Origin of the sequence: Nitrospirillum amazonense, assembly GCF_007828045.1 — a bacterium.
Lineage (GTDB): Bacteria > Pseudomonadota > Alphaproteobacteria > Azospirillales > Azospirillaceae > Nitrospirillum > Nitrospirillum amazonense_C.
In genome coordinates, this window is the sequence record NZ_VITN01000018.1 from 22,547 (window position 1) to 48,479 (window position 25,933).

Consider the following 25,933-nt stretch of genomic DNA (forward strand, 5'->3'; position numbering starts at 1 on the left):
GGGCATGAGGAACAAGGTGCGGCATTGGGTGCGGACGGCGCCGGCCGTGGTGCTGGCGATGGGGATGGCGGCGTGTGGCGGGGCGCCGCAGGGTGATCCCTTGCTGACGATGGCCTGCCCGGCGGCGGGTGGGCCGGTGCCCCCCTCCAAAGCCTACGACGACCTGGACGCAAGGGCGCTGGAGGCCAAGGCCGATCATGGCGACCTGGCGGCGGCCCGGGTCCTGGGGGAACGCTACCGCGCCGGCGTCGATGTGGCGGTGGACCCGGTCAAGGCCCTGGCCTGGACCCGCAGGGCGGCGGTGGTGGAGCACACCACGACCCAGTTCATCATGGCCCCCGCCGTGGGCAAGCAGCCCGGCTACACCGTGCCCGTCAACCAGACCGCGCTGTCGGGTGGTGACCCCTTGGCCTTGATCGAGTTAGGGATGCTGTACGCTCAAGGCCAAGGCGTGCCGCGCAGCGATACGATCGCCGCCGCGCTGACGCTCTGCGGCCGCCAGGGCATCTAACGCCCTGGCAAGTGGCCTTAACCATAAGGCCTGGACCGCCCGTCCACGTATTCTCCACAAAACTCGGATAACCCATCCCGGACTTATTGGCCACTTTGCTATCTTGCTTCGGTTCCCCGGAAACGTGTAGCAACCGGGAGTAGTGATCGGACATGGCCGCCGTAACCGTCAGGATGACGCCCGAGATGTTGAAGCGATTGAGTTTTGCGGCCCTGGTGGGCACCGCCCTGCTGGCCCTGACGGCGTGTGAGAAGAAGCAGGAGCAGGCGGCCCCGCCGCCGCAACAGGTGGGCTACGTCGTCCTGCATACCCAGACGGTGCCGCTGCGCGCGGAGCTGGCCGGCCGCACCAGCGCCTATCGCGTCTCCGACGTGAGGCCGCAGGTGGCCGGCATCATCCAGAAGCGCCTGTTCGAGGAGGGCGCCATGGTCCAGGCGGGCCAGCTGCTGTACCAGATCGACCCGGCACCCTATGAGGCCGCCTACGAGCAGGCCCAGGGCACCCTGGCCAACGCCGAGGCTAACCTGATCAGCCTGAAATCCAAGGCCGAGCGCTATGGCGAGCTGGTGAAGGTCGAGGGTGTCAGCAAGCAGGATTACGACGACGCCCGCGCCGCCTACCAGCAGGGCCAGGCCACCATCATCGCCGACAGGGCGGCGGTGAAGGCCGCCAAGGTGAACCTGGACTATACCCGCATCACCGCCCCCATCAGCGGCCGCATCGGCCGGTCCAGCATCACCGAGGGCGCGCTGGTGACGGCGGACCAGACCACGGCGCTGGCCACCATCACCCAGCTGGACCCCATCTACGTCGATATTACCCAGTCCAGCATGGAGATGACATCGCTGAAGCGGCGGCTGGTCTCCGGCGGGCTGGGCAAGGCCGACGCAGCTGTGACCCTGAAGCTGGAGGACGGCACCGCCTACGCCACGCCCGGCACGCTGAAGTTCGCCGAGGTGTCGGTGGACCAGGAGTCCGGCGCCGTGACCCTGCGCGCCATGTTCCCCAACCCGCAGGAAATGCTGCTGCCCGGCATGTACGTCCGCACCATGGTGGAGCAGGGCGTGATGCCCGACGCCATCCTGGCGCCGCAGCAAGGCGTGTCGCGCAACCCCAAGAGCGAGCCCATCGCCCTGGTGGTGGTGGCCGACAACAAGGTGGAGCAGCGGTCGCTGACCGTGGACCGCACGGTGGGCGACAAGTGGCTGGTGACCGACGGCCTGAAGGACGGCGACCGCTTGATCGTCGAGGGCTCGCTGAAGGTCAAGGCCGGCCAGACGGTGACGCCGGTTGAGGTGACCCTGTCGGCCAAGGCGGCGCCCGCACCCGGTAACGGGAAATAAGCCGCCATGTTCGCACGCTACTTCATCGACCGGCCCATCTTCGCCTGGGTCATCGCCATCGTCATCATGCTGTTCGGCGTGCTGGCCATCTTCACCCTGCCGATCTCGCAATATCCCGACATCGCGCCGCCGTCGGTCTCCATCAGCGCCTCCTACCCCGGCGCGTCGGCCGAGGCGGTGGAAAGCAGCGTGGTGCAGGTGCTGGAACAGCAGCTGACCGGCATCGACCACCTGCTGTACTTCAGTTCCAGCAGCAGTTCCAACGGCAGCGCCAGCATCAGCGTCACGTTCGAGCAGGGCACCAACCCCGACGTGGCCCAGGTGCAGGTGCAGAACAAGGTGTCCCAGGCCACCAGCCGCCTGCCCACCCAGGTGCAGCAACAGGGCATCACCGTCGCCAAGGCGCAGACCGACTTCCTGATGGTGGTTTCCGTCTATGACGAGACGGACAAGGCCACCAGCGCCGACGTGGCCGACTTCCTGGTCAGCAACCTCCAGGATCCGCTGAGCCGCGTGAACGGCGTGGGCACCACCCGTGTCTTCGGTTCGCAGTACGCCATGCGCATCTGGCTGGACCCGCACAAGCTGCACAGCTACGGCCTGATGCCGTCTGACATCGAAAGTGCCATCCAGGCGCAGAACACCCAGGTGACGGCGGGCGAGATCGGCGCCCGGCCCTCCGCCGACACCCAGCAGCTGAACGCCACCGTCACCGCCATGTCGCGGCTGCAGACGCCGGACCAGTTCCGCAAGATCATCGTCAAGACGCTGACCAACGGCGCCACCGTTCACCTCAGCGACGTGGCGCGGGTGGAACTGGGCAACGAGGATTACAGCGTCAGCACCCGGCTGAACGGCCACCCGGCCTCGGGCATGGCCCTGCAGCTGGCCTCCGGCGCCAACGCCATGAAGACCGCCGCCGCCGTGAAGGCCAAGGTGGAGGCCATGGCCCACACCTTCCCCGCCGGCTACAAGATCGCTTATCCCCGCGACAGCACCGCCTTCGTGAAGCTGTCCATCCATGAGGTGATCAAGACCCTGATCGAGGCCATCATCCTGGTGGTCATCGTGATGTTCGTCTTCCTGCAGAGCTGGCGCGCCGTGCTGATCCCGGCCATCGCCGTGCCCGTGGTGCTGCTGGGCACCTTCGGCGTGCTGTCGGCGGCCGGCTATTCCATCAACACCCTGACCCTGTTCGCCATGGTGCTGGCCATCGGCCTGCTGGTGGACGACGCCATCGTCGTGGTGGAAAACGTCGAGCGCATCATGCGCGAGGACAAGCTGTCGGCCTATGAGGCCACGGCGAAATCCATGACCGAGATCACCGGCGCCCTGGTGGGCATCGCCATGGTGCTGTCGGCCGTGTTCCTGCCCATGGCCTTCTTCGGCGGGTCCGTCGGCGTGATCTACCGCCAGTTCTCCATCACCATCGTGTCGGCCATGGCGCTGTCGGTGGTGGTGGCCCTGGTGCTGTCGCCCGCCCTCTGCGCCACGCTGCTGAAGGCCAACGGCCATGCCCATACCAAGGGCCTGGCCGGCTGGTTCAACCGCAATTTCGACCGGGGGCAGGAGGGCTACGCCCGCCGCCTGGGCGGCATCGTCGGCCGCCCCGCTCTGTTCATGCTGGCCTATGGCGTCATCGTCGGCGCCATGGCCCTGCTGTTCGTGCGCCTGCCCACAAGCTTCCTGCCGGATGAGGACCAGGGCAGCGTCATGGTGCAGTACACCCTGCCCGTGGGCGCCACCTACGCCCGCACCGACCAGGTGTCCCGCGCCATCGAGAAATACTTCATGGAGAATGAGAGCGGCACGGTGCGCGCCCTGTTCACCGTGGCGGGCTTCAGCTTCGCGGGCTCCGGCCAGAACGCCGGCATGGCCTTCCTGGCGCTGAAGGACTGGAGCGACCGGCCGGGGGCGGAACACCGCGCCCAGGCCATCGCCGCCCGGGCGACGAAAAGCCTGTCCAGCATCCGCGACGCCCAGATTTTCTCCCTCATCCCGCCGTCCATCCAAGGCCTGGGCCAGTCCAACGGCTTCGACATGTGGCTGCAGGACAACGGCACCCTGGGCCATGCCGGCCTGATGGGCGCCCGCAACCAGCTGCTGGGCCTGGCGGCGCAGGAAAAGACCCTGCAGGCCGTCCGTCCCAACGGCCTGGATGACACGCCGCAGCTGAAGATCGACATCGACCATGCCAAGGCGACCGCGCTGGGCCTGTCCATCGGCGACATCACCAGCACGCTCAGCGGCGCCTGGGGCGCGAACTACGTCAACGACTTCATCGACCGCGGTCGCGTGAAGCGCGTCTACGTCCAGGCCGACGCGCCCTATCGCTCGGCGCCGGAGGATCTGGCCGCCTGGTACGTCAAGGGCTCAAGCGGCGCCATGGCGCCCTTCACCGCCTTCGCCCAGGCGCGCTGGGAAATGGGCCCGCCGCAGCTGCAGCGCTTCAACGGCCTGGCCGCCCTGGAAATCCAGGGTGCCGCTGCCGGCGAGACCAGCTCCGGCGATGCCATGAACACCATGGAAAAGCTGGCGGCCCAGCTGCCGCCGGGCACCAGCCTGTCGTGGACCGGCCTGTCCTATCAGGAACGGCTGTCCAGCGGTCAGGCGCCCATGCTGTACGCCCTGTCCATCCTGGTGGTCTTCCTCTGCCTGGCCGCCCTGTATGAAAGCTGGTCCATCCCGGTGTCGGTGCTGCTGGTCATTCCGCTGGGCGTCCTGGGCGCCGTCACGGCGGCCACCCTGCGCGGCCTCAGCAACGACATCTATTTCCAGGTGGGCCTGCTGACCACCATCGGCCTGTCCGCCAAGAACGCCATCCTGATCGTGGAGTTCGCGGAGGCGGCGGAGAAACGCGGCGTGCCCACGGTACAGGCCGCCATCGAGGGCGCGCGCCTGCGCCTGCGTCCCATCCTGATGACCTCGCTGGCTTTCGTCGCCGGCGTGCTGCCGCTGGCCCTGGCCACGGGGGCGGGGGCCGGCAGCCAGAACGACATCGGCACCGGCGTGGTCGGCGGCGTCATCTCCGCCACCGTGCTGGCCATCTTCTTCGTGCCCCTGTTCTACGTCCTGGTGCGCAAGCTGTTCGGCGGCGACCTGGCCGCCAAGCATGGTGGCGCCAAAGACGACCTGACGTCGGAGGGCGTGTGATGACGCGCTGGTTGATGCGGAGCACGACCTCTCTTTTGGCCCTGAGCCTGCTGGCCGGCTGCATCTCGCTGGATCCGGACTACCAGCGTCCGGCCGCCCCGGTGCCGGCCGCCTGGCCGCAGGGGGCCGCCTATGCCCCACCGGCCCCCGCCGCCACGCCGGTGGCGGAGACGGGCTGGCAGGACTTCTTCGTCGACGCCGACCTGCGCGCCGTCGTCGGCCAGGCGCTGGACAACAACCGCGACCTGCGGGTGGCGGTGCAGAATGTGCTGGCCGCCCGGGCCAAGTATCAGGTGCAGGACGCGGCGCGGCTGCCGACGGTGGACGCCTCGGCCAGCGGCGGCTACAGCCGGACCGGGGCCGGGGCCAACCGGCAGGAAACCAAGTCCCTGTCCGCCGGCATCGGCGTCAGCGCCTTCGAGGCCGACCTGTTCGGCCGCGTCGCCAGCCTGACGCGGGCGGACCTGGAAACCTACCTGGCGGAGGAGGAGACGGCGCGGGCCACCCGCATCAGCCTGATTTCCGAGGTCGCCACCGCCTACATCACCTACGCCGCCGACAAGAGCCTGCTGCGCATCGCGCAACAGACCATGGACAGCGCCCAGCATTCCGCCGACGTGACGCGCAAGCGCCTCAGTAACGGCGTCGCCACCCGGCTGGACGCGGCGGAGGCCGACACCATCTACCAGACGGCGCGGGCGGACGTCGCCAACTACACCACCCTGGTGGCGCAGGACCTGAACGCGCTGGAGACGCTGACCGGCGCGCCGGTGGACCCCGCCCGCCTGCCCGACGGCATCGAGGGCCGCACCTTCACCCTGGCGGCCCTGCCGGCGGGGATGAGCACCGGCGTGCTGCTGAACCGGCCGGACGTGCTGTCGGCGGAACACAGCCTGAAGTCGGCCAACGCCAACATCGGCGCCGCCCGCGCCGCCTTCTTCCCCACCGTCAGCCTGACGACTGCGGCGGGCTTCGCCAGCAAGGCCTTCGGCAACCTGTTCCAGGCCCAGTCGCAGTCGCTGAGCTTCACGCCCTCGGTCTCGGTGCCCATCTTCGACAACGGCGCCAACCAGGCCAACCTGGACTATGCCAAGGCCACGCAGCAGGCGGCGGTGGCCACCTATGAGAAGACCATCCAGACCGCGTTCAAGGAGGTGGCGAACGCCCTGGCCCGCCGCGGCACCATCGCCGAGCAGCTGGACGCCCAGCAGTCAACGGTGAGGGCCGCCCAGACCAGCTACGACTTGTCGCAGGCCCGTTACAAGCAGGGGGCGGACAGCTATCTGAACGCCCTGGATGCCCAGCGCACCCTCTATTCCGCGCAGCAGACCCTGGTGTCGGTGCAGCTGACCAACGCCGGCAACCTGGTCACGCTGTATCAGGTGCTGGGCGGCGGGGTGAAATAGGAAGGGGACGGGGATCATGAGTTCCCTGGTGCTGATTGCCGAGGACGAGCCGGAGATCGCCAGCATCCTGCAGGGCTATCTGGAGCGGGAGGGCCTGCGCACCGTCACCGCCATCAACGGCCAGGTGGCGCTGGACCTGCACCGCGCCCTGCCGCCCGACCTGGTCATCCTGGACGTGAAGATGCCCCGGGTGGATGGGTACGAGGTGCTGGCCGAGCTGCGCCGGCGCGGCGACACCCCCGTCATCATGGTGACGGCGCTGAGCGAGGATCTGGACAAGCTGCAGGCCCTGCGCATCGGCGCCGACGATTACATCGTGAAGCCCTTCAACCCGCTGGAGGTGGTGGCGCGGGTCAAGGCCGTCCTGCGCCGTAGCCGCTCCACCGAGGGGCAGACCCTGCTGCGCCTGGGCGGGCTGGAACTGGACCTGACCGCCCATATGGCGGTGATGACCACGGAGGGGAAGCGCAACCGGCTGGACCTGACGCTGACGGAATTCCGCATCCTGGCCCACATGATGCGGGCCCCCACCCGCGCCTTCACCCGGGGGGAACTGATCGACGCCTGCCTGCCCGAGGGCGACACGCTGGAACGCACCATCGACAGCCACGCGAGCAACATCCGGCGCAAGCTGCAGGCCGCCGGCGCCGGCGGCTTCATGGAAGGGGTGCGCGGTGTGGGCTATCGCCTGGGACCGGCAATCTAGGATGTGGCGCTTCCGGCGCATCACCGGCCTGAACCGGCAGCTGGTGCTGTCCATGGCCGCCGTCACCGGTCTGGCCCTGGTCATCATGACCGTGGGCCTGACCATCTTCTTCACCGTCATGTTCCGCCTGTGGCCGGACCTGTTCCACCATCCGCCTGGCATCTGGCAGCATGTCATGGACTGGTCGGTCACCGCGCTGCTGGGCATGGTGGGGGTCGCCATGGCGGCGCGGGCGGCGGTGCGCTTCGCCCGCCGGCTGATCGCCCCGCTGGACGCGGTGGCCGGGGCCGCCAAGCGCATCGCCGGTGGCGACCTGACGGCCCGCGCCCAGGTGGACGAGAGCGGCTTCCGCGAGACCAAGCAACTGGTCCAGGACTTCAACGCCATGGCCGCCCAGCTGGAGCGCGCGGCCATCGAGATGCGCACCTGGAACGTGGCCATCGCGCATGAGCTGCGCACACCCCTGACCATCCTGCGCGGCCGCCTGCAAGGCTACGCCGACGGCGTGTTCACCCCGGACATGGAGGCCTTCCGCGGCCTGGCGGGCCAGGTGGATCTGCTGACCCGTATCGTCGATGACCTGAAGCTGCTGACCCTGGCGCAGAGCGGCCGGCTGGAACTGCGGCGCGAGCAGGTGGACGTGGCGGCGGAGGCCGCCGCCGTCGTGGCCCTGGTGGGGCCCACCTGCGCCGCCGCCGGCCTGGCCATCGAGACGGATCTCGCCCGGGTGGAGGTCTCGGCCGACGGCGCCCGCGTGCGCCAGGCGCTGCTGGCCCTGCTGGAGAATGCCCGCCGCTACGCCGCCCCCGGCCGGGTGCGGGTGGAGACGAAAGCCGAGGGCGGCAGCGTCGTCCTGCGCGTGGCGGATGAGGGGCCCGGCCTGCCGCCGGGCATGGAAACCCACGCCTTCGATCCCTTCTGGCGCGCCGACGAGTCCCGCGCCCGCATCAGCGGCGGCACCGGCCTGGGTCTGGCCGTCGTCCAGGCCATCGCCCGCGCCCATGGCGGCGACGTGCGGGCCGAACCGGCGGCGCCCCAGGGCGTGGCGTTCGAGATCAGGCTGCCGCTCAGGCCGTGACGGTGTCGCGCGCCGGCCGGTTGGCGGTCGGCCAGCAGGGATCGGCCTTCAGTTCCGCCGACAGGAAATCCAGGAAGGCGCGCAGCTTGGCGGCGGGATGGCGGCCGGCGGGGTAGACGGCCTGGATGGCCGGGGCGGGGGAGTGGTAGCCGGGCAGCAGGCCCTTCAGGCGGCCGGTCGCCAGGTCGTCGCAGATGTCCCAGATGGATTTCAGCACGATGCCCGACCCGGCCAAGGCGGCGGCGTGGCCCACCTCGCCGTCGTTGGTCTGGATCAGGGGGCGGATTTCCACCGCCACCGGTTCGCCGTCCGCCTCGCGGCAGTCGAATCGCCAGGTGGACATGGGCGGGTCGCCCATGACGATGCAGTGGTGGCGCAGCAGATCCTGGGGCGTCGCCGGTTCCCCATGCTGGGCGAGGTAGCCGGGGGCGGCGCAGGGGATGCGATAGTTGGGCGCCAGCCAGCGCACCATCAGGCTGCTATCGGGCAGGGCCGCCTGGCGGATGGCGATGTCGATGCCGCCCTCCACCAGATCCACCACCGTGTCGGTCACCAGCACGTGCACCCGCACGTCGGGATACTGGGCGTGGAAGCGGGGCAGGCGGGGGGCGATGTGGCGGCGGGCGAAGGCGGCGGTGGCCGTCACCCGCAGCAGGCCGGTGGCGGCGCGGCGGCGGCTGGCCACCAGGTCTTGCGCCTCCTCCAGGTCGGCCACGATGCGCACGCAGCGCTCATGGAACTCCAGCCCCTCGTCCGTCAGGCTGAAGCGCCGGGTGGTGCGGTTGGCCAGGCGCACGCCCAGCCGTTCCTCCAGCCGCGCCAGGCGCTTGGACACCACCGCCAGGGACAGGTCCAGCTCCCGCGCCGCCGCCGACAGGCTGCCGGTGGCGACGACGCGGATGAAGATGGTGATGTCGGTCAGGTTCTCGATCAGCATGGGAAGGATATCGTTGCCGGGGAAATCGATACTATAGTCGCGCGGACGGGGGCGCCCGCCTTGGCGTAAGGTGGCGGCTCACGGGCCGGTTTCCCCTAGTCTGGATGGGGAAGGCGCCGGCATCAATCCTGCACCAGATAGGAAACGCACCCATGAAGACCCGTGCCGCTGTGGCGTTCGAGGCGAAGAAGCCCCTGGAGATCGTGGAAGTGGACCTGGAGGGCCCGAAAACGGGCGAGGTCCTGGTCGAGATCATGGCGACGGGCATCTGCCACACCGACGCCTACACGCTGGACGGTCTGGACAGCGAGGGCCTGTTCCCCTCCATCCTGGGCCATGAGGGCGCCGGCATCGTGCGCGAGGTGGGGCCGGGCGTCACCAGCGTGAAGCCGGGCGACCACGTCATCCCGCTGTACACGCCGGAATGCCGCCAGTGCAAATCCTGCCTGTCGGGCAAGACCAACCTGTGCACCGCCATCCGCGCGACCCAGGGCAAGGGCCTGATGCCCGACGGCACCAGCCGCTTCAGCTACAAGGGCCAGCCCATTTTCCACTACATGGGCTGCTCCACCTTCTCCAACTTCACGGTGCTGCCGGAGATCGCCCTGGCCAAGATCCGGGAGGATGCGCCCTTCAACACCTCCTGCTACATCGGCTGCGGTGTCACCACCGGCGTGGGCGCCGTGGTGAAGACGGCGAAGGTGGAGCCCGGCGCCAACGTCATCGTCTTCGGCCTGGGCGGCATCGGCCTGAACGTCATCCAGGGTGCCAAGCTGGTGGGCGCCGACAAGATCGTCGGCGTCGACATCAATGACAGCAAGGAGGAATGGGGCCGCCGCTTCGGCATGACCCACTTCGTGAACCCGAAGAAGGTGGAGGGCGACATCGTCCAGCACCTGGTGGCCCTGACCGATGGCGGCGCCGATTACACCTTCGACTGCACCGGCAACACCGTGGTGATGCGCCAGGCGCTGGAAGCCTGCCACCGCGGCTGGGGCGTCTCCGTCGTCATCGGCGTGGCCGAGGCCGGCAAGGAGATCTCCACCCGTCCTTTCCAGCTGGTGACGGGCCGGGTGTGGAAAGGGTCGGCCTTCGGTGGCGCCAAGGGCCGCACCGACGTGCCCAAGATCGTCGACTGGTACATGAACGGGAAGATCCAGATCGACCCCATGATCACCCACACCCTGAGCCTGGACGAGATCAACAAGGGCTTCGACCTCATGCACGCCGGCGAGTCCATCCGCTCGGTGGTGGTGTACTGATAAACCCGATGCAGGACCGGGCGCGGCCGCCGCGCCCGGTCTTTCCATGTCTGGAGCTGATCCCATGACCCTTGAGACCGTATCCACCAGCCGCAGCCACGGCGGGACCCAGGGCGTCTACCGCCACGCTTCGGCCGAGACCGGCACGCCCATGGTGTTCAGCGTCTTCCTGCCACCGCAGGCGGAGAAGGGGGCCAAGCTGCCCGTGGTCTGGTACCTGTCGGGCCTGACCTGCACCCATGCCAACGTCACCGACAAGGGCGAGTTCCGCCAGGCGGCGGCCGAGTTGGGCCTGGTCATCGTCTGCCCCGACACCAGCCCCCGGGGTGAGGGCGTGGCCGATGACAGCGCCTGGGACATGGGCCAGGGCGCGGGCTTCTACGTCGATGCCACGCAAGCGCCGTGGACGCCGCATTTCCGCATGTGGTCCTACGTGACCAAGGAACTGCCGGACGTGGTGGCCGCCAACTTCCCCGTCGACATGGCCGCCCAAGGCATCACCGGTCATTCCATGGGCGGGCACGGCGCCTTGACCGTGGCCTTGCGCCACCCGGGCCGTTTCAAGTCCGTCTCCGCCTTCGCGCCCATCGTGGCGCCCACCCAGGTGCCCTGGGGGCAGAAGGCGCTGCCCGGCTACCTGGGCGACGACCCGGCCGCCTGGCGTCGGCATGACACCGTGGCCCTGATCCAGGATGGCGCGCGGGTGCCCGAGCTGCTGGTAGACCAGGGCACGGCCGACAGCTTCCTGGAAAACCAGCTGCGGCCGGAGCTGCTGCGCCAGGCCTGCGCCGAAGCCGGCATCCCCCTGACCCTGCGGCTGCAGGAGGGGTACGACCATTCCTACCTCTTCATCTCCACCTTCATGCGCGACCATCTGGAATGGCACGCGGAACGGCTGAAGGCCTGAAGGCGTTCCTCCTTCCGTCACCGTTGACGTTTCCCGGGCGTGCCCCACCTATGGCGGGGCCGCCCGTTTCCGTGTGGGGAAACGGGCGGGCGGATGACGCGCGGCGCGCTATGCGACGTCGGCGATTGGCGATGGGCGAGGGGAGGAAGCGATGGCGAAGCAGGGCCGTATCCGGGTGGGCATCGGTGGTTGGACGTACGAGCCCTGGCGGGGCACCTTCTACCCCGACGGCCTGACCCAGAAGCGGGAGCTGGAATACGCCAGCCGCAAGCTCAGCTCCATCGAGATCAACGGCACCTATTACGGCTCGCAAAAGCCCGAGAGCTTCGCCAAGTGGCATGACGAGACGCCGGACGATTTCGTCTTCTCCCTCAAGGGGCCGCGCTTCACCACCAACCGCCGCGTGCTGGCGGAGGCGGCGGAGTCGGTGCAGCGCTTCATCGACAGCGGCGTGCTGGAGCTGAAGGACAAGCTGGGCCCCATCAACTGGCAGTTCATGCCGACCAAGAAGTTCGATCCAGAGGATTTCGGCGCCTTCCTGGCGGCTTTGCCGGCCGAATCGGCAGGGCGGGCGCTGCGTCACGCGGTGGAGGTGCGGCACGACAGCTTCCGCGATCCGCAGTTCGCGGAGCTGGCCCGCACGCACAGCGTGGCCGTCATCCACGCCGCCGACAGCGACTATCCGGAGATCGAGGTCGATACCGCCCCCTTCATCTACGCCCGCATCATGGGCACGACGGAGGGGGAGGAAAAGGGCTACAGCGATGCCGCCCTGGACGCCTGGGCCAAGAAGGCCAAGGACTGGGCATCGGGCGGCAAGGACGTCTACCTCTATGTCATCAGCGGCCATAAGGTGCGCAACCCCGCCGCCGCCATGGCCCTGATCGAACGCCTGGGATGATGACCGATCTGCTGGCCGGGCTGGAGCCTCCCCCGCCGGCGCGGGAGGAGATCGGCCCGGGCGCCGTGCTGCTGCGCGGCTGGGCACTGGCCCGGGTCGGGGATCTGCTGGTGGCGCTGGCGCAGGTCACGGCCGCCGCGCCCTTCCGCCGCATGGTGACGCCCGGCGGGTTCGAGATGTCGGTGGCCATGACCAATTGCGGGCCCGCCGGCTGGGTCACCGACCGGTCCGGCTATCGCTACGCGTCCCATGACCCGCTGACCGGCCTGCCGTGGCCGCCCCTGCCGGGGATCGTGCGCGACCTGGCGCGCGCGGCGGCGGGGGCGGCCGGCTACGCCGGCCTCGATCCCGACGCCTGCCTGATCAACCAGTATGAGCCCGGCGCACGCCTGACCCTGCACCAGGACCGGGATGAGCGGGACAAGGGCCACCCTATCGTGTCGCTGTCCCTGGGCCTGCCGGCGACCTTCCAGTTCGGCGGGCTGAAGCGCACCGATCCCGTGCGCCGGGTGGTCCTGGCCCATGGCGATGTGGTGGTCTGGGGCGGGCCGTCGCGCCTGTTCCATCACGGCATCCTGCCGCTGAAGGCGGGCACGCACCCGCTGCTGGGCGCGCGGCGCGTCAACCTGACGCTGCGCCGCGCGCTTTAGGCCCCGCCGGGGTTCACCCCGCTTTGGGTTCGGGCCCCGCTTTAGGTTCGGGTAATGTGGCGCAGCCGAACAGCACGGCGCGGCACATGGCGCGATAGCGGGCCGTCAGGTGCTCCGCGGGGAAGGGCGGCAGGCTCTGGTTCACGGCGCGGCCGCCATCGGCCAAGGCCTGCGCTGCCATGGCGTGGGTGAATTCCGGCGACAGGCGCAGCAGGCCGTCCTGCTCCAAGTCCCGCAGCAGCTTTTCCAGCTGCGCCTGGAAATTGATCGCGGCCTCGATCATCTGCTCGCGGCCGCGTTTGAACGCCTCCGCGTTCAGGTCGATGATGTGGGGGGATTTGGACAGGACGCGGCGGGTGTAGCCGTAGCGCACGTCCATGATCTCGGTGATGATGTCCAGCGCGCCGCCGCCGGCCTGGCGCACGCGGGTGCCGGCCTCCATCCCCGCCTGGATCAGGGCCGCGTTCTCATGCCGCATGGTGGCTTTGAACGCGTCTTCCTTGTTGCTGAAATAGTGGTACAGGGCCCGGCGAGTGAAGCCGCAGGCCTCCGCCAGGTCCACCATGGTGAGGTCGCTGTACCCATAGGTGAGGAAGGCCTGTTGCACCCGTTTCATCAGGTCGTTGCCGGGTTTCAGTGTTTTTTCGGCCATCTGGTCAGCTAAGTCCGCGTCTCATCCCGGAAGGGGGCCCATTACTAGAGGTGGGCGCAGCGTAACGCACCCGGGCAGAGGCATTAACACTTTTTGTAGTGCATGGGGCTCACCTTTATATTTTGTCGCGCGGCAGTTTCGTGTGCCGCTTAGTTCGGCCGCCGCGTCAGGCCGGCCGCCGCTAGCGGCGCCCTTTCCAGCGCGACCCTTCGGTGCCGTCGATACCACGCCTCCATCCTATCGTTTATGGGATGGGGCGGGGCGCGGCTATCGTGGCCGGCGGAAGAGCCAGGCAAATGCGGGTGCGCCCATGAGGATCATTCTGACCGGTGCCGGCGGTTTCGTCGGCCGCCACCTGGCCCGGCGCCTGCTGGCCCAGGGCCTGGACGGGCGGGGGGTGGAGCGGCTGGCGCTGGCTGACCTGGAACCGCCACAGGTTGACGACATCCGCGTCACGCGGGTGGCGGGCGACCTGTCGGACGCGGCGGTGCGCGCCCGGCTGGTGGCGGATGGCGCCGACGTGCTGTTCCACCTGGCGGCCCTGCCGGGCGGGGCGGCGGCCCGCGACCCGGGCCTGTCGCGCAAGGTGAACCTGGACGGCACGCTGGACCTGATTGAGGCGATGGCCGCCGCGCACGGGGGCCGGACGCCGCCGCCGCGCGTGGTCTACACCAGCACCATCGCCGTGCTGGGTCATCCCCTGCCGGCGCTGGTCGATGACGCCACCCCCCTGCGACCGGCCATGACCTATGGCGCGCACAAGCTGATGGTGGAGGTGGCGCTGGCTGACTATCGCCGCCGGGGCCTGGTCGATCCGGTGGCCGTCCGCCTGTCCGGCATCTTGGCCCGCCCGGGCGGCGCCACCGGCCTGAAGTCCGCCTTCATGAGCGACGTGTTCCATGCCCTGGCGGCCGGGCGGCCCTACACCTGCCCGGTGTCGCCGACCGCCACCCTCTGGGCCATGTCGCTGGACCGCTGCATCGACAACCTGCTGTACGCCGCCCATATCGACAGCGCGCTCATGCCCGCCGGCGGCGCCGTCACCCTGCCGGCCCTGCGCGTCCCCATGGGGGACCTAATCGCGGCGATCGCCCATCGCACGGGGACCGACGCCGGCCTGGTCGTCCATGCCCCCGATGCGGCGCTGGAGGCGGCGTTCGGCGCCCATCCGCCCTTGTTGACGCCGGCCGCCGAGGCCGCGGGGTTCCACCATGACGGCACCCTGGACGCCCTGGTGGAGTCCGCGCTGGCCACCCTGTAAAGCCGCCGGGTTCCTCGGCGGGACGTGACCGTCCTCATCATGATTTGGCGTGCGGATTCCGGAACTGCTGACCTGAACTGATGCCGGGAAAGGGCAATGCACACCATCAGTTCAACGTAATCCCAGCCCGGGTAAGACCGCGTGCTGGGCGCCGTAGCCGAACAGGGCGGCGTTGGCTCAGATGGACGGTGCTGTCGACCGCGCACCCTCGCGTCAGGCGCGCTGGTGGCCGCTGACGTTCCGGGCGGCGTCGGGCGCCAGTTTCCAGGCGTCGTAGAGGCTCAGCAGCACGGCGGCCCCCATGACGAAGAAGGCGTTGCGGAAATCAATCAGGTCCGACTGCCCCTGGGGATGGCCGCGCAGGAAGGCGCCCAGGTTCAAGGCCAGCGCCCCCGCCACCACGCCCAGGCCGGAGGTCAGCTGGCCCAGCATGGCGGCCAGGGTGTTGGCGGCCGAGACCTCCTCCTTGGGCACGTCGGCGAACTGGATGGTGCCGAGGCCGGTGAACTGCATGGAGCGGAACAGGCCGCCCAGGAACAGCACCAGCCCCACAACCGCCTTGGGCGTGTCCGGCGTGAACAAGCCGCAGGCCGCCAGCGACAAGGACATCAGCACGCCGTTGACCAGCAGCACCCGGCGGAAGCCGAAGCGGCGCAGCACCTGGTTGGTCACCATCTTCATCGACAGGTTGCCGGCGAAGATGCACAGCACCAGGGTGCCGGACTGGAGGGCGTCCAGGCCCAGCACGGTCTGGAGCAGCAGCGGGGTCAGGAAGGGCACGGTGCCGATGGCCACCCGCTGCACCGACCCGCCCCAGACGGCGATGGCGTAGGTCGGCAGGCGCAAGGCGTCCAGCTTGAACAGCGGTGCCGGGTGGCGGCGGCAGTGGCGGATGGTCAGGACCGACAGTGCCAAGCCCAGGGCGATGCCGCCGACGGCCTGCGCCGGCGCCCGCGTGCCCTGGCCCAGGGTGTCCAGGCCGAAGACCAGGGCCACCAGGGCCGCGCCCGACAGCAGGAAGCCTTTCACATCCAGGGGCCGGGTGTCGGTCGGGCGCTCGTTGGGCACCCAGGCGACGGCCATGGCCAGCGCCGCCAGGCCCAGGGGCAGGTTCAAGAAGAAGATCCAGGGCCAGTCGGCATAGGTGACGATGAAGCCGCCCAGCGGCGGGCCCAGCACCGGCGCCACCAGGCCGGGCCACACGGTGGTGCCGATGGCCCGCATCAGGTCCTTCTTTTCCGTGATGCGCAGGATGATCAGGCGCCCCACCGGCACCATGGCCGCCCCGCCCAACCCCTGCAGGACGCGGGCGGCGGTGAAGGTCCAGAGGCTGGGGCTGAGGCCGCACAGCAGGGACGACAGGGTGAACAGGGCGATGGCGCCGCCGAACACCGTGCGCGGCCCCAGCCGGTCGGCCACCCAGCCGCTGATGGGGATGAACACCGCCAGCGCCAGCAGATAGGCCGTCATGCCGATGTTCATGTCCACCGGCGCCACGCCGAAGGACCGCGCCATCCGCGGCATGGCGGTGGCGATGACCGTGCCGTCCAGCAGCTCCATGAAAAAGGCGCCGGCGACCAGATAGGTGACGGCGCGGGCGTGGCGGGCTGGGGCGGCGCTGTCAGGCATGGGGGCACGCGAGGTAGAAGCGGGGGACGGGGCCGACTATGGCGTGCCGCCCCGCCCCCGTCCCACGCTATTAGGTCACCCCACCCTCCAGGCCATGGTGCCCTTGGGCGCCTTGTACCAGCCGGGGTCGCGGTAGTCGGCGGCGACCTCGTCGCGTACCTTGATCACCGTCACCATGCCGCCCATGTCCAGGCCGCCATAGGGCCCGGTGCCGGTCATCATGGGCGGGGTGTTGGCCGGGCCGGGCATCATGCCGGTCATGGCCCCCATGTCGCCCATGCCGCCGCCGCCCATGGGCATGTAGCCCGGCAGCTGCGCGCCCAGGCGCTGCGCCACCTCACCCTGGCTGACGCCCAGGAAGTTGGGGATGTCGTGGCCCATGGTGTTCATGGCGTGGTGGGTCTTGTGGCAGTGGAAGGCCCAGTCGCCCGGGTTGTCGGCCACGAACTCCACCGTGCGGGTGCTGCCCACCGGCACCTGGATGGTGGTCTCCGGCCAGCGGGCGCCTTCCGGGATCATGCCGCCATCGGTACCCGTCACCCACATGTGGTGGCCGTGGATGTGCATGGGATGCTCGTGCATGGACACGTTGCCGATGCGCAGGCGCACCCGCTGCCCCGTCTTGACCACCAGATGTTCCACGGCGGGGAAGACCCGGCCGTTGATGGTCCAGGTGTCGTGTTCCAGCATCACGGCCGGATCGGGGCGCGAGGTGCCGGGGTGAATGGCCCAGGCGTGCAGCATCATGGTGTAGTCGCGGTCCACCTGGCCGATGCCGGCGTCCCTGGGGTGGATGATGAACATGCCCATCATGCCCACCGCCATCTGCACCATCTCATCGAAATGCGGGTGGTACATCTGGGTCCCGTGCTGGCGCAGGGTGAATTCATAGGCCCAGGTCTCCCCCGGCGGGATGGGCGGCGCGGACAGGCCGCTGACCCCGTCCATGCCGGAGGGCAGAAGGACGCCGTGCCAATGGATGCTGGTGGGCTCCGGCAGTTTGTTGGTGACCAGGATGCGCACCCGGTCGCCCTCCACCGCCTCGATGGTGGGGCCGGGGCTGCTGCCGTTGTAGCCCCAGACCTTGACCTTGAAGCCGGGCGCGAACTCCTGCTCGAACTCATGCGCCGTCAGGTGGAATTCCTTGACGCCGTCCTTCAGGACGAAGGGCAGGGTGCCGCCGTTCAGGGTGATGGTGGCCGGACGGTCGGTACCGGGCACCAGCCTGGGCGGGCGGGGTGGCGTGACCGACGCCGCCACCGTCTTGCGGTCCATGCTCATGGCGCGTGGGCCGCCGGTGGGCGCGGTCGGTGCCGTATGGTGGGCGTGGTCCTGTGCGGCCGCCGGTGTCCCGCGCAGCAGGGCGCCGGCACCGCCCAGCAGGGCGGCGGACTTCAGCAACTGGCGGCGGCCCCAGGGAAGATAGGTGGTCATGACGGGCCTCCCGGTTGGGGCGCTTCGTTGGGGGTGGGTTGGGAAATGGTCTGGCGTCCGCCCGCCAGGCGGATCAGGTCGCCGTCCGCCAGCCAATAGTCGCGCACGGCGGCGATGTAGCGGCGATAGGCCGTCAGGCGGGCCTGGCGCGCGGCCATGACCTCGAACGGGCTGGTCAGCATGTAGTTGTATTCGGCCATGCCCAGGCGGACCAACCGGTCCTGCAGGGGCAGGACGGTGTGCAGGTAATGGTCCGCCAGGTCGCGGGCGCGCACCAGGCGGTCGCGGGCCTCCCGCGCCTCCGACCGCAGGTCCACGGCCAGTTGCAGGGTGCGCCGCGCCTCCTGCCGGTACTCGGCCTCCGCCTTGGCCACGGCCGGCTGGCCCTGATCGAACAGGGGCAGGGCCAGGGTCAGGGACGGGCCGATGACCAGGGACCGGTCGGTCTCCCGCTCCCCGGCCACGCCCAGCTCACCGTCGGTCCAAAGGCGGCTGGCGTCGGCCAGGCCCAGGGCCGAGGCCTTGGTGGCGGTGGCGCGCCGGGCGGCGTCCAGCTTCAGGTTGCCGGCGATGACGGCGCTCTCCACGGCGGCCAGCCCGGGTTCCTCGGGGGGCAGGGGCGGCAGGTCGCCGGCCACGCTCCAATCGGCCCGCGCGCCCCACAGGCCCATCAGGCGGGTCAGCGTCTCCCGCGTGGCGGTGACCTCGGCGGCGGCCTCCATGCTTTCCACCCGGGTTTCCTCCAGGGCGGCCTGTTCGGTGGCCAGGCGACGGTCGCTGACGTTGCCGGCCTGATGCAGCCGGACCATCAGGTCATAGGCCGCCTGCGCCGCGTCCAGCGCCTGGGCCAGGGTCTGCGCCTCCTCCAGCGCCGCGCGGTGGCGCAGGTAGGCGGCCCGGGCTTCGGCCGCCAGGTCCACCACCTCGGCGCTGACGGTCAGCTTCACCTGCTCGAACCGTTCCGCCGCCACCCTCTGTCGGGCGGGCAGCCACAGCAGATCCAGGAAATTGGCGACGACGCTGAATTCCAGTTTCGGCGGCTCCGCCCCCTTGGTGGGAAACTCGGTGGCCAGGGACAGGATGGGGTTGCGCAACAGGCCCGCCTGCACCAGGTCGGCCTGGGCTACCCCCAGATCCTCATAGGTTGCCTGCAGGCCGGGGTTGTTCAGCAGCGCCACCTGCACCGCGCCGTCGGCGGTCAGCGGCCGGGCCAGCAGGGCGGCCACCGCCTGGCCGGCCTGGGCGTCGGCGGCGGCATCGCGGTTCCAGGCCACGCGCTGGGGCACGCGGGCCGCCAGCTGCTTCTGCACGTCGGGGAAGCCGGCCTCGGGCGGGACGGTGGCGCAGCCGGCCAGCGCGCCGGCCATCATCAGCGGCGTCAGCCATTTCGATATGGTCATGGCGTGCTCCCGTGGTGGGAACCATGGTCCATGCTGGGGTTCATGCCGGGCATGGCCGGCATGGGGGCCGCATCCGGGGTGGGCGCCGCCTCGGCGGGCGGGGCGGGCCGGACCCAAGGTGTCACGGGGGCGCCGGCGTCGGCGGCGCCGGGTTCCGGCGGAAAGGCGGGAGGCGCCACGGGGGCGCAGCCCGCCACGGTCGCCAGCAGGGCGACGCGCGCAAGGAATGGGGGCATGGGAAAGCTCGGGAGAAAGGGCAAACCGGTCGCGGGGGAACGCGCGGGGGCCCCGCCAAGGGGCGCCCGGGCCTCAGGCGATGCGGCTGGGTCTGGGCGGCCCCAGGGCGGGCGCCAAGGCCAGGCCGACACCCCGGCTGTCGCCGGCGGGCGCCAGCACCAGCGGCGCGGCGGTCCGCTCCGCGCCCGGCAGGGCGGACGGCACCAGCAGGCCGGCGCACCCCGTGGCACAGCCCGCCATGCCGCCGGCGCAGCAGCAGTCGGCCGTTTCATGGCAGTCGTGGGCGGCGGTCGCGACGGGGTGTGGGGCGGGGGTATCGGCGGGGGCGGTGGACGCGGCCACCGTAATGGCCTGCCCGCACTCATGCGCCCGCGCGGGCGCCGACCAGCCCGTGACCAGGGTCACGAGGGCAAGGAACGCCAGCAAGGGAAGGAGGGGCAGCCGGATCATGCCGCCGACTATACCGCCCTGGCCGGCGCCGGCAAGGGGGCAGAACCAGGAGGGGGGATGGGGCGCGGAAATGATCGGGGGCCTGGGCGTCGCCGCCCGGCCCCCCGATCGTTCATGGGACGCAACCTGGAATGACGAGCGCTCAGTGGCGGACGTGCTCGGCCTTGCCCTTGCGCTTGGTCGACGCCATGTCGTGCAGCTCCTTCTCACTCATGGATTTCTCCATGGAGCGGGAGGCGCCCTTCAACTCGCTTTTCTTGATGTCGCCGCGCTTGGCGGCCAGCGCCGCGCCGGCGGCCTTCTGCTGTGACTGGGATTTGGCGGGCATGGATGTCCTCCATATGCTGGTTGGCATTCGCTGGGTGGGTTAAAGGCTGATGGTGGTTTCCATCTGCCGGGCACCGGCCGCCAGGGGTGTGGCGACCGGCAGGGCTTCCGCCGGGGGCGGGTCAGTGTCGCCCTCCTCCTCCTCATACTCGCGCAACAAGGTGCTGCCCCAATAAACGGCCATGAGAATGGCATAGAGGGTGATCATGGCGGCCACCGCGCCAAAGGTGGCGAACAGCATCGTGTGCAGGAAGACCGGGGCACTGGCGGGCACGCCCAGGCCGCCGAAGAAAAAGGCGCCCATGACGGCGCCGATGGCGCCCAGCAGGGCCTCCACCGTAAAAAACCCCGGCTGGCCGTTGACGATCCGGCCGCAGACCAGGCCCAAGACGACGCCCAGGCCGACGCAGAATAACAGCTGCATGACGATGTCCCTTCATCTCATTGACGCCCGGGTCATCGACGCCCAGGTCATCGACGCCCGGGGCGTCGCGTCCCGGCGTCGCCCCCCGGGACCTGTCCGTCCCACGGTCGTCTGCCCTGTGACGGAACGGGGCATGGGGTGGCGGGAATCGGGGCGCTGGGCCTGCCCTCCGGGCCGGGCCGTCATTTGTGCAGTCTAAATCAGGCCCCGCCGCCTTTGTTCCCCGCCGACGGTCCGACCCTCTTTCGCCGGAACACGCTTCGGCCAAAGCTTCGCTGCCGTGACCAAAGTCCTAGACTGGTCCGGGACTGGTCCGGATGGCCTAAGCCGGAACAAATGACTGCCGGCGTGGTTGGGTTCGTCAGCGATTTGACAACCGAACCCTGTTCAGGAGGCCCGTCATGATCGGAACCGTCTTGTTGGTTATTTTGATCCTGTTGTTGATCGGCGCCCTGCCCAGCTGGCCCTACAGCAGCGGCTGGGGATACGGCCCCAGCGGACTGCTGGGCCTGGTGCTGATCGTCGTGCTGGTCCTGGTGCTGACAGGCAGAGCCTGACGCCCGACCTCCGCACCCCTGTCCCACGCCAAACGACGGAGGACAAGATGATGAGCCAGGACCTGGGTCGCCTTCTGGGCGACGTTTCCAGCCATTTCGAACGGCCGCACGATATCGTCGTGTCGGACCAATACACCCGCGAGCAGAAAATTCAGCTGCTGCAGCATTGGGAACATGACCTGCAGCTGCTGATGGTCGCGTCGGAGGAAAGCATGACCGGCGCCACCCCGGGGCAAACCGCCGAACAGATGAAGGCGGTTTGCGACGCGCTGTCGGCCCTGGGCGGACTTGAGCGTCCGTCCGGCCCGGGGAAAGTGGGGTAGGGCCGCCCCGGTAGAGGTACCCGCCCCAAGCGGAACGGTGGGAACAAATCACCGCCGGTGCGGGTTTCACACCATCATTCCAATCCCGGACCAATCCCGGAGACGATCCAATCCCGGAGACGATAAGGAGATCAGTCCCATGGCGAGCATGAGCATCGACGACGTGACCGGTAAGGCCTCGGACATCGCGGCGGATACCGCCGCCGCCGCGAGCCGGGCTGGCCGCACCGCCTATGACGCCCTGCGCGAAGGCGCCTACGCCGCGGCCGACTTGGCGAAGGCCAAGGGCGACGTCGCCGTGCAGGAAGTCAGTACCCGCGTGGCGGCGCGGCCCCTGACCGCCATCGCGCTGGCTGGCGCGGCGGGCTTCATCCTGGCCCGGCTGTGCAGCCGTTGACCCCAGGCGTTTCGGGAACGGCCGCGGTATTCCGGGGCCGTTCCCGTCGTTTGCCTTCCTTGCAATCCCCCTGGTGAGTCCTAACCTTATGGGGCGTCGCCCGTTTCGGTGCGATTACGCGTAGTCCGTGCAATACGGGGCATCGCCGGCATGATCCAGTCATCGGCAGGGGCATCAGCGCGGGGCTGACCGCTGGCCTTTCCAATCGGGGCTATTCCTACCAGGGGGACTTCGCCTGTGCCTTTCGCCGTTCCGGTACCCGCTGACGCCGCGTCGCCGGTGCAGCCCGCTCTGTCGTTGCTGGGCCGCCACCGCCCGGCCGATGCCCAGGCGCGTTACCGCGCCGTCCGCCAGGAAACGCTGGACCGCACCCGGGGCCTGACCGCTGAGGACCAGACGCTGCAGTCCATGCCGGACGCGAGCCCGACCAAATGGCATCTGGCCCATACCACCTGGTTTTTTGAAACCTTCCTGCTGACGGCGCTGGTCCCGGGCTACCAGCCCTTCGACCCCAGTTTCCGCTACCTCTTCAACTCCTATTACGAAGGCGTGGGCGAGCGCTGGCCGCGCCCCGCGCGCGGGCTGCTGTCCCGTCCCACGGTGGCGCAGGTGCTGGACTATCGCGCCCATGTCGACCACGCCATGGATGCCTGGCTGGCCGGGGGTGTGGACGCCCGCGCCGCCGCCCTGCTGGAGCTGGGCCTGCAGCATGAGCAGCAACACCAGGAACTGATCATCACCGACATCAAGCACGCCCTGCTGCTACACCCTTTCCCGGCGGCCGTCTTCCCGGCGCCGGCCACGCCGGCGCTGACGGCGGCGGAGATCGTCTGGCGCGGCGTGCCCGCTGGCCTCTACGCCATCGGCGCCACGGGGCAGGAGGACTTCATCTTCGACAACGAAGGCCCCCGCCATAAGGTTTGGCTGGAGGCGTTCGAAATCGCGGACCGCGTGGTCACCAACGCCGAGTATCTGGATTTCATCGCCGATGGCGGCTATCGCCGTCCCGACCTGTGGCTGTCCGACGGCTGGGCCACCGTGCAGGCCCAGGGCTGGCAGGCGCCCCTGTACTGGCAGCGGGCGGAGGATGGCGAGTGGCAGGTGAAGACCCTGTCCGGCGTTCGCGCCATCGATCCCAATGATCCGGTCTGTCATGTCAGCCAGTATGAGGCGGACGCCTACGCCAAGTGGGCAGAGGCGCGCTGGCCAGGCGCCCGCCTACCCACCGAGGCGGAGTGGGAGATCGCGGCGGGCGAACCGGGCCAGCGGCCCGGGGACGACGGCAGTTTCCACGCCCATACCGTGGCCGGCTTCTACGGCGACGTCTGGGAATGGACGGCCAGCGCCTACACTGGTTACCCCGGTTACCGCCCGCCCGACGGCGCCATCGGCGAATACAACGGCAAGTTCATGAGCGGCCAGATGGTGCTGCGCGGCGGGTCGCGCGCCACCCCGGCCGGCCATGTGCGCAAAACCTACCGCAATTTCTTCCCGCCGGCCGCGCGCTGGCAATTCTCCGGCATTCGACTTGCGAGGACGACGCCATGACCGTGACGGACGTGATCGATCGCGTGAGCTTCGTGGATTTTGAGCCGGCCACGGCCAGCTTCCGCGATGATGTGCTGGCGGGCCTGTCCCACCCCATCCGCCGCATCCCCTGCAAATATCTGTACGACGCGGCCGGCGCCGCCCTGTTCGAGCGCATCTGCGAGCTGCCGGAGTATTATCCCACGCGCACGGAGCTGGCCATGTTGCAGCGGCTGGGGCCGGAGATCGCCGCGCTGGCGGGGCCGGAGGCGCAGGTGGTGGAGTTCGGCACCGGCGACGGCCGTAAGAGCCGCCTGTTGCTCAATGCGCTGGACCGCCCGGCCTCCTACGTGTCCATCGACATCTCCCGCGACCAGCTGATCCGCGAGGCGGCGGCCCTGGCCCTGGACATGCCGCAGATCGAGGTGGTGGCCGTCTGCGGCGACTATACCCAGCAGACCCTGTCGTTGCCCACCGTGGGCCGGCGCCGCGTGGGCTTCTTCCCCGGGTCGACCATCGGCAACCTGACGCCGGTGGCGGCCACGGCCTTCCTGGCGCGTTGCGCCAACATGCTGCCGGGTGGGGCCATGCTGGTGGGCGTGGACATTCCCAAGGACATCACGGTGGTGGAGGCCGCCTACAACGACAGCGCGGGCGTCACCGCCGCCTTCTCCCTCAACCTGCTGGCCCGCATCAACCGTGAGCTGGGCGGCACCTTCGACCTGTCCGGCTTCCGCCACTACGCCTATTTCAACGAGGACCAGTCGAAGATAGAGATCTTTCTCATCAGCCAGCGCGAACAGCGCGCCGCCGTGGCGGGCCGCTTTTTCCACTTCCGTGCCGGCGAACGCATCCACATCGAGGATTCCTACAAGCTGGCGCCCGCCACCTTCCAAAACATGGCCCGGGCCGCGGGGTTCGAGCCGACGCAGGTGTGGGTGGACCCGGACGGCCTGTTCAGCCTGCACTGGTTGCTGGCGCCGCTGTAAGCGTAAGGGAACCGGTGGACAAAAGCGCTCCCGCCAGGGAAGCTCCGGTCCGGGAGTGAACGGCCTGGAAGGATGGGCGATGGCGTTGGGCGATACCGGTTCCCGATCGCGCGGGGCGGCCGCGTGGTAGGCGGCGATCTTTGGCTGGTCCTGGCGGCGGGCGGTTGCATCGCCCTGGCCGTGGTCCTGATCATCCGGCTGAAGCTGCACCCCTTCCTGGCGCTGCTGTGCGCGGCGCTGGCCCTGGCGGTGGCGCGGGGGATGCCTGCGGATCGGGCCTTGGCCGCCCTTCAGAAGGGCTTCGGCGACATCATGGGCGGGGCGGGCCTGGTGGTGGCCCTGGGCCTGACCCTGGGGGCCATGCTCAAGGTCTCCGGCGCCGCCGCCGCCCTGGCCAATGCCACGGTGGGGGCGGTGGGGCCGCGCTGGCGGCCGTGGGGCTGTCTGCTGGCGTCCCTGGTGCTGGGCTTACCTCTCTTCTTCGAAACCGGCGTCGTCCTGCTGCTGCCCATCATCGCGGCCCTGCCGATTACCGGCGACCGGGGCGGGCGGCAGCGCCTGCTGCTGATGCTGCCGGCGCTAGCCGGGCTGTCGGTGCTGCACGCCCTGGTGCCGCCGCATCCCGGGCCCATCATCGCGGTGGACCAGCTGGGCGCCGGCGTGGGGCCGACCCTGGTGCTGGGCGTGTTGCTGGGCCTGCCCATCGCCGTGCTGGCGGGGCCGGTGTTCGCCGGCTTGATCACACCCCATGTCGCTGGCGGGGATGGCGCCCGGGTAGAGATGCCGGACAGGCCGCTGCCCTCACCCTGGACGGCGCTGGCCGTCATCCTGCTGCCGGTGGTGCTGATCGCCGCCAAGGCGGTGCCGGCGCTGAGCCATGGGCCCGTGCTGTCCCTGCTGGGTGCCCCGCCGGTGGCCCTGCTGCTGGCCAACCTGGTGGCCCTGGCCGCCTTCTTCAGCCCTGGAACGTGGGGTGGGGGTAAGCCGGTCGATTGGGACGCGCTGTGGCATGAGGCCATGACGCCAGCGGCCAGCATCCTGCTCAGCATCGCCGGCGGCGGAGCCTTCAAGCAGGTGCTGGTGGAGGCCGGGCTGGCCGACACGCTGGCGCGCTTCGCCGAGCAGGGGGCGGTGTCGCCCATCCTGCTGGCCTGGGGCATCGCCGTGATGATCCGCCTGGCCACGGGCTCCGCCACCGTCGCCACCATCACCGCCTCCGGTGCCTTGACCTCGGTCGCGGCCACGTCCGGGGTGGCGCCGGAATGGCTGGTGCTGGCCGTGGGCGCCGGCTCGCTGTTCTTCTCCCACGTCAATGATCCGGGCTTCTGGCTGGTGAAGAACTACCTGGGCCTCAGCACCGCCGACACGCTGAAGACCTGGTCGGTGATGGAAACCATCGTCTCCGTCACCGGCCTGATCCTGGTGCTGGCCGCCAGCCACCTTTTTTGATCTTGGGCCCCAAAAGCCAATAG

Annotated in this window: 26 protein-coding genes; 17 read left to right on the forward strand and 9 right to left on the reverse strand. The window is 69.6% G+C overall.

Annotated features, from left to right (window positions below; all coding sequences use genetic code 11):
- Window positions 1–4 precede the first annotated feature (4 nt).
- The 6 genes from FBZ89_RS22715 to FBZ89_RS22740 all read left to right on the forward strand — a co-directional run bounded on the left by FBZ89_RS22715 (window position 5) and on the right by FBZ89_RS22740 (window position 8,197).
- On the forward strand, window positions 5–511 hold the full coding sequence (locus FBZ89_RS22715; protein WP_145752425.1) for an SEL1-like repeat protein: 507 nt from the start codon (window positions 5–7) through the stop codon (window positions 509–511).
- Window positions 512–696: 185 nt separating this feature from the next.
- Entirely contained in the window at window positions 697–1,854 is a 1,158-nt protein-coding gene (locus FBZ89_RS22720) for an efflux RND transporter periplasmic adaptor subunit (protein WP_246172473.1), read from the forward strand.
- Between the two features lie 6 nt (window positions 1,855–1,860).
- Entirely contained in the window at window positions 1,861–5,007 is a 3,147-nt protein-coding gene (locus FBZ89_RS22725) for an efflux RND transporter permease subunit (RefSeq protein ID WP_145752427.1), read from the forward strand.
- On the forward strand, window positions 5,007–6,413 hold the full coding sequence (locus FBZ89_RS22730) for an efflux transporter outer membrane subunit (RefSeq protein ID WP_246172475.1): 1,407 nt from the start codon (window positions 5,007–5,009) through the stop codon (window positions 6,411–6,413). Before FBZ89_RS22725 ends, FBZ89_RS22730 begins: the two co-directional genes overlap by 1 nt.
- A 16-nt stretch (window positions 6,414–6,429) precedes the next feature.
- A complete protein-coding gene (locus FBZ89_RS22735; RefSeq protein WP_145752429.1) occupies window positions 6,430–7,119 on the forward strand; it encodes a response regulator in 690 nt (229 codons plus the stop codon).
- A 1-nt stretch (window position 7,120) separates the two neighbouring features.
- Window positions 7,121–8,197 carry an ATP-binding protein gene (locus tag FBZ89_RS22740; protein WP_145752431.1) on the forward strand — a complete coding sequence of 359 codons (1,077 nt, stop codon included), beginning with the start codon at window positions 7,121–7,123 and terminating at the stop codon, window positions 8,195–8,197.
- Here the strand turns inward: FBZ89_RS22740 and FBZ89_RS22745 are convergent.
- Window positions 8,187–9,134 (reverse strand): LysR family transcriptional regulator, encoded by a 948-nt coding sequence (locus FBZ89_RS22745; protein WP_145752433.1) that lies wholly within the window; start codon window positions 9,132–9,134, stop codon window positions 8,187–8,189. The genes FBZ89_RS22740 and FBZ89_RS22745 overlap by 11 nt on opposite strands.
- Before the next feature lie 152 nt (window positions 9,135–9,286).
- On the opposite strand from FBZ89_RS22745, the gene FBZ89_RS22750 reads away from it, so the two are divergent.
- The 4 genes from FBZ89_RS22750 to alkB all read left to right on the forward strand — a co-directional run bounded on the left by FBZ89_RS22750 (window position 9,287) and on the right by alkB (window position 12,854).
- The gene (locus tag FBZ89_RS22750; protein WP_145752435.1) at window positions 9,287–10,396 is read left to right on the forward strand and encodes an S-(hydroxymethyl)glutathione dehydrogenase/class III alcohol dehydrogenase; all 1,110 of its coding nucleotides are present in this window, start codon (window positions 9,287–9,289) and stop codon (window positions 10,394–10,396) included.
- A gap of 64 nt (window positions 10,397–10,460) precedes the next feature.
- Window positions 10,461–11,303, forward strand: a complete 843-nt coding sequence (gene fghA, locus FBZ89_RS22755) for an S-formylglutathione hydrolase (protein WP_145752437.1) — start codon at window positions 10,461–10,463, stop codon at window positions 11,301–11,303.
- Window positions 11,304–11,454: 151 nt separating this feature from the next.
- Window positions 11,455–12,204, forward strand: coding sequence for a DUF72 domain-containing protein (locus FBZ89_RS22760; protein WP_145752439.1), 750 nt, complete (start codon window positions 11,455–11,457; stop codon window positions 12,202–12,204).
- Window positions 12,201–12,854 carry a DNA oxidative demethylase AlkB gene (gene alkB / locus FBZ89_RS22765; RefSeq protein WP_425465975.1) on the forward strand — a complete coding sequence of 218 codons (654 nt, stop codon included), beginning with the start codon at window positions 12,201–12,203 and terminating at the stop codon, window positions 12,852–12,854. The genes FBZ89_RS22760 and alkB overlap by 4 nt, the downstream gene beginning before the upstream one ends.
- A 13-nt stretch (window positions 12,855–12,867) precedes the next feature.
- Here the strand turns inward: alkB and FBZ89_RS22770 are convergent, their stop codons facing one another.
- Window positions 12,868–13,506: a TetR/AcrR family transcriptional regulator gene (locus tag FBZ89_RS22770; RefSeq protein ID WP_145752441.1), complete on the reverse strand. Its 639-nt coding sequence runs from the start codon at window positions 13,504–13,506 to the stop codon at window positions 12,868–12,870.
- Window positions 13,507–13,816: 310 nt separating this feature from the next.
- Here FBZ89_RS22770 and FBZ89_RS22775 point away from each other — a divergent pair, with 310 nt between their 5' ends.
- Window positions 13,817–14,767 (forward strand): NAD-dependent epimerase/dehydratase family protein, encoded by a 951-nt coding sequence (locus FBZ89_RS22775; RefSeq protein WP_145752443.1) that lies wholly within the window; start codon window positions 13,817–13,819, stop codon window positions 14,765–14,767.
- A gap of 213 nt (window positions 14,768–14,980) precedes the next feature.
- Here FBZ89_RS22775 and FBZ89_RS22780 read toward each other — a convergent pair whose 3' ends face one another.
- From FBZ89_RS22780 to FBZ89_RS22810, 7 genes are all read right to left on the reverse strand, one after another.
- The gene (locus FBZ89_RS22780) at window positions 14,981–16,396 is read right to left on the reverse strand and encodes an MFS transporter (protein ID WP_145752445.1); all 1,416 of its coding nucleotides are present in this window, start codon (window positions 16,394–16,396) and stop codon (window positions 14,981–14,983) included.
- 75 nt (window positions 16,397–16,471) lie between these two features.
- Window positions 16,472–17,830 carry a multicopper oxidase family protein gene (locus FBZ89_RS22785; protein WP_145752447.1) on the reverse strand — a complete coding sequence of 453 codons (1,359 nt, stop codon included), beginning with the start codon at window positions 17,828–17,830 and terminating at the stop codon, window positions 16,472–16,474.
- A complete protein-coding gene (locus tag FBZ89_RS22790) occupies window positions 17,827–19,230 on the reverse strand; it encodes a TolC family protein (protein ID WP_145752449.1) in 1,404 nt (467 codons plus the stop codon). The genes FBZ89_RS22785 and FBZ89_RS22790 overlap by 4 nt, the downstream gene beginning before the upstream one ends.
- Window positions 19,227–19,466 (reverse strand): hypothetical protein, encoded by a 240-nt coding sequence (locus tag FBZ89_RS22795; RefSeq protein WP_145752451.1) that lies wholly within the window; start codon window positions 19,464–19,466, stop codon window positions 19,227–19,229. Before FBZ89_RS22795 ends, FBZ89_RS22790 begins: the two co-directional genes overlap by 4 nt.
- Before the next feature lie 73 nt (window positions 19,467–19,539).
- Window positions 19,540–19,917, reverse strand: coding sequence for a hypothetical protein (locus FBZ89_RS22800; RefSeq protein WP_145752453.1), 378 nt, complete (start codon window positions 19,915–19,917; stop codon window positions 19,540–19,542).
- Window positions 19,918–20,059: 142 nt separating this feature from the next.
- Window positions 20,060–20,245 carry a DUF3008 family protein gene (locus FBZ89_RS22805; protein ID WP_145752455.1) on the reverse strand — a complete coding sequence of 62 codons (186 nt, stop codon included), beginning with the start codon at window positions 20,243–20,245 and terminating at the stop codon, window positions 20,060–20,062.
- Between the two features lie 39 nt (window positions 20,246–20,284).
- Window positions 20,285–20,668 (reverse strand): GlsB/YeaQ/YmgE family stress response membrane protein, encoded by a 384-nt coding sequence (locus FBZ89_RS22810; protein WP_145752456.1) that lies wholly within the window; start codon window positions 20,666–20,668, stop codon window positions 20,285–20,287.
- A 401-nt stretch (window positions 20,669–21,069) separates the two neighbouring features.
- Here FBZ89_RS22810 and FBZ89_RS22815 point away from each other — a divergent pair, with 401 nt between their 5' ends.
- The 6 genes from FBZ89_RS22815 (at window position 21,070) to FBZ89_RS22840 (ending at window position 25,910) form a co-directional block, all read left to right on the forward strand.
- The gene (locus FBZ89_RS22815; protein WP_088873524.1) at window positions 21,070–21,225 is read left to right on the forward strand and encodes a DUF3309 family protein; all 156 of its coding nucleotides are present in this window, start codon (window positions 21,070–21,072) and stop codon (window positions 21,223–21,225) included.
- A gap of 47 nt (window positions 21,226–21,272) precedes the next feature.
- On the forward strand, window positions 21,273–21,548 hold the full coding sequence (locus FBZ89_RS22820; protein ID WP_040843939.1) for a hypothetical protein: 276 nt from the start codon (window positions 21,273–21,275) through the stop codon (window positions 21,546–21,548).
- Window positions 21,549–21,687: 139 nt separating this feature from the next.
- Window positions 21,688–21,945, forward strand: coding sequence for a hypothetical protein (locus FBZ89_RS22825; RefSeq protein WP_138918527.1), 258 nt, complete (start codon window positions 21,688–21,690; stop codon window positions 21,943–21,945).
- 237 nt (window positions 21,946–22,182) lie between these two features.
- On the forward strand, window positions 22,183–23,493 hold the full coding sequence (gene egtB / locus FBZ89_RS22830; RefSeq protein WP_246172476.1) for an ergothioneine biosynthesis protein EgtB: 1,311 nt from the start codon (window positions 22,183–22,185) through the stop codon (window positions 23,491–23,493).
- Window positions 23,490–24,461 carry an L-histidine N(alpha)-methyltransferase gene (egtD, locus tag FBZ89_RS22835; RefSeq protein WP_145752458.1) on the forward strand — a complete coding sequence of 324 codons (972 nt, stop codon included), beginning with the start codon at window positions 23,490–23,492 and terminating at the stop codon, window positions 24,459–24,461. The genes egtB and egtD overlap by 4 nt, the downstream gene beginning before the upstream one ends.
- A gap of 123 nt (window positions 24,462–24,584) precedes the next feature.
- The gene (locus tag FBZ89_RS22840) at window positions 24,585–25,910 is read left to right on the forward strand and encodes a GntP family permease (RefSeq protein ID WP_211115321.1); all 1,326 of its coding nucleotides are present in this window, start codon (window positions 24,585–24,587) and stop codon (window positions 25,908–25,910) included.
- The last annotated feature ends 23 nt before the right edge of the window (window positions 25,911–25,933 follow it).

What these genes read in the sequence shown, in the direction of transcription:
- FBZ89_RS22735 (WP_145752429.1), top strand. Translation starts at nt 6,430, where the DNA reads ATGAGTTCCCTGGTGCTGATTGCCGAGGACGAGCCGGAGATCGCCAGC.
- FBZ89_RS22725 (WP_145752427.1), top strand. Translation starts at nt 1,861, where the DNA reads ATGTTCGCACGCTACTTCATCGACCGGCCCATCTTCGCCTGGGTCATC.
- FBZ89_RS22820 (WP_040843939.1), top strand. Translation starts at nt 21,273, where the DNA reads ATGATGAGCCAGGACCTGGGTCGCCTTCTGGGCGACGTTTCCAGCCAT.
- FBZ89_RS22730 (WP_246172475.1), top strand. Translation starts at nt 5,007, where the DNA reads ATGACGCGCTGGTTGATGCGGAGCACGACCTCTCTTTTGGCCCTGAGC.
- alkB (WP_425465975.1), top strand. Translation starts at nt 12,201, where the DNA reads ATGATGACCGATCTGCTGGCCGGGCTGGAGCCTCCCCCGCCGGCGCGG.
- FBZ89_RS22790 (WP_145752449.1), bottom strand. Translation starts at nt 19,230, where the DNA reads ATGACCATATCGAAATGGCTGACGCCGCTGATGATGGCCGGCGCGCTG.
- egtD (WP_145752458.1), top strand. Translation starts at nt 23,490, where the DNA reads ATGACCGTGACGGACGTGATCGATCGCGTGAGCTTCGTGGATTTTGAG.
- FBZ89_RS22775 (WP_145752443.1), top strand. Translation starts at nt 13,817, where the DNA reads ATGAGGATCATTCTGACCGGTGCCGGCGGTTTCGTCGGCCGCCACCTG.
- FBZ89_RS22780 (WP_145752445.1), bottom strand. Translation starts at nt 16,396, where the DNA reads ATGCCTGACAGCGCCGCCCCAGCCCGCCACGCCCGCGCCGTCACCTAT.
- FBZ89_RS22800 (WP_145752453.1), bottom strand. Translation starts at nt 19,917, where the DNA reads ATGATCCGGCTGCCCCTCCTTCCCTTGCTGGCGTTCCTTGCCCTCGTG.
- FBZ89_RS22805 (WP_145752455.1), bottom strand. Translation starts at nt 20,245, where the DNA reads ATGCCCGCCAAATCCCAGTCACAGCAGAAGGCCGCCGGCGCGGCGCTG.
- FBZ89_RS22825 (WP_138918527.1), top strand. Translation starts at nt 21,688, where the DNA reads ATGGCGAGCATGAGCATCGACGACGTGACCGGTAAGGCCTCGGACATC.
- FBZ89_RS22740 (WP_145752431.1), top strand. Translation starts at nt 7,121, where the DNA reads ATGTGGCGCTTCCGGCGCATCACCGGCCTGAACCGGCAGCTGGTGCTG.
- FBZ89_RS22795 (WP_145752451.1), bottom strand. Translation starts at nt 19,466, where the DNA reads ATGCCCCCATTCCTTGCGCGCGTCGCCCTGCTGGCGACCGTGGCGGGC.
- FBZ89_RS22810 (WP_145752456.1), bottom strand. Translation starts at nt 20,668, where the DNA reads ATGCAGCTGTTATTCTGCGTCGGCCTGGGCGTCGTCTTGGGCCTGGTC.
- FBZ89_RS22715 (WP_145752425.1), top strand. Translation starts at nt 5, where the DNA reads ATGAGGAACAAGGTGCGGCATTGGGTGCGGACGGCGCCGGCCGTGGTG.
- FBZ89_RS22770 (WP_145752441.1), bottom strand. Translation starts at nt 13,506, where the DNA reads ATGGCCGAAAAAACACTGAAACCCGGCAACGACCTGATGAAACGGGTG.
- fghA (WP_145752437.1), top strand. Translation starts at nt 10,461, where the DNA reads ATGACCCTTGAGACCGTATCCACCAGCCGCAGCCACGGCGGGACCCAG.
- FBZ89_RS22720 (WP_246172473.1), top strand. Translation starts at nt 697, where the DNA reads ATGTTGAAGCGATTGAGTTTTGCGGCCCTGGTGGGCACCGCCCTGCTG.
- FBZ89_RS22815 (WP_088873524.1), top strand. Translation starts at nt 21,070, where the DNA reads ATGATCGGAACCGTCTTGTTGGTTATTTTGATCCTGTTGTTGATCGGC.
- FBZ89_RS22760 (WP_145752439.1), top strand. Translation starts at nt 11,455, where the DNA reads ATGGCGAAGCAGGGCCGTATCCGGGTGGGCATCGGTGGTTGGACGTAC.
- FBZ89_RS22745 (WP_145752433.1), bottom strand. Translation starts at nt 9,134, where the DNA reads ATGCTGATCGAGAACCTGACCGACATCACCATCTTCATCCGCGTCGTC.
- FBZ89_RS22785 (WP_145752447.1), bottom strand. Translation starts at nt 17,830, where the DNA reads ATGACCACCTATCTTCCCTGGGGCCGCCGCCAGTTGCTGAAGTCCGCC.
- FBZ89_RS22750 (WP_145752435.1), top strand. Translation starts at nt 9,287, where the DNA reads ATGAAGACCCGTGCCGCTGTGGCGTTCGAGGCGAAGAAGCCCCTGGAG.